Source organism: Enterococcus sp. RTP21361st1_A6_RTP21361_211029, from assembly GCF_040910045.1.
In the GTDB taxonomy this organism is placed as follows: Bacteria; Bacillota; Bacilli; order Lactobacillales; family Enterococcaceae; genus Enterococcus_D; species Enterococcus_D gallinarum.
In genome coordinates this window covers 1-1,154 of sequence record NZ_JBDGBK010000224.1, presented here as the reverse complement: position 1 = coordinate 1,154, position 1,154 = coordinate 1, and the positions used below count along the sequence as shown (strand labels likewise).

Annotated in this window: 1 protein-coding gene and 1 pseudogene; both read right to left on the bottom strand. The window is 58.5% G+C overall.

The genetic code is table 11. The features are described 5' to 3' along the window. Positions 1-389 (bottom strand): hypothetical protein (locus AB5Z52_RS17225; RefSeq protein WP_368267162.1); only part of this gene is annotated, 389 nt, incomplete at its 3' end. A 344-nt stretch (positions 390-733) separates the two neighbouring features. Then, a pseudogene (locus AB5Z52_RS17220) lies at positions 734-1,154 on the bottom strand (phage antirepressor KilAC domain-containing protein); the annotation flags it as partial.

Sequence of the window (1,154 nt, the reverse complement as noted above, 5' to 3'; positions counted from 1 at the left end):
ACCTCCTTGCGCTTGCGTTGGATGTCACGCAGCAGGGTCAGCGACTGGCTGAGGATCATCGACGCATCGAACGCCAACTGGTTCTCACCCAGCTCGAACAGCGCGTGTTCGAGAGAGCCGGCCGCGTCATGCACGTCACTGGCCACATCGACGGCGTGCTGCCACTGATCGACCGGATGGAACAATCTTTCCTCCACGGTGTCCTTGTCTGGATCGCACGCCGGACAATCGCACTTGCCGGTTTCCGGCTGGCGCGTCTCCTCGTCCAACTCCTTCTCCAACTCAGCCTCTCCTCCCTCAAGCAGCTGCTCCATGAGCTCCTTGAATGACATTCCCTTCGGGATCTCGACGCCGATGGCGTGGATTCCGGTAATCTTGTGTCCTGACATCACTTGTTTTCCTTTCAATGTGATTGGTGATGTTGGTGCCGGCGTGAACCTTGGACAGTGCGACGCCGGCACCTCTTTTCTCCCGGTTTCGAATCCGGGAAACCCTTATTCGCCATGGACCAGCTCCCTACGGCTTATCGCGCACCGCCGGTCCCGGTAGTCGATGACCTCCTGTGGATTCCAAACGAGCCTGCGGCCTACGCGTTTCGGCGCGGGCGGATACCGGCCTCCCCACTTGTCGTGGCACGACCACACGTAGAGACTGCCCTTCGAGACACCGAGGAAGCTCGCCACCTTGGCGATCGGCCAGCCGTCAAGAGACGATTCGATTTGACTACCGGCCATCACGCACCCGCTTCCAAGTCAAGGGGAGTGCAGCCCAGATACCTCTGGATGAGGTACTGCTGGCCCTTGGGCGTGACCTTCGTCGTGAAGTTCAACGACACATGACCATCCGAATGGGCAATCGATGTTTCCTTGACCTCGAACAAACCCAGTTCCATGCTCTTCTGTGTGGGCATGTTCGGGTTCCCGTTGCGCTTCATCAGGAAACCGTCCTCACGTAATTGTTTGAACAACCGGTTCTGGCCGGTCTTCACGCCGTTCTGTTTGAGGATCTTCGCCAATTCGCCGATCAAAATGCTCCTCTTGCTCGTGGCCACAGCGTCCGCGAACAACACCTTCGGCTTCTGCTCGTCCAACTACTTCCGTTGTTCTTCGATGGTCTTCCGGGCGATGAGCACCGCGCGCGCCATCGTCTCCTCC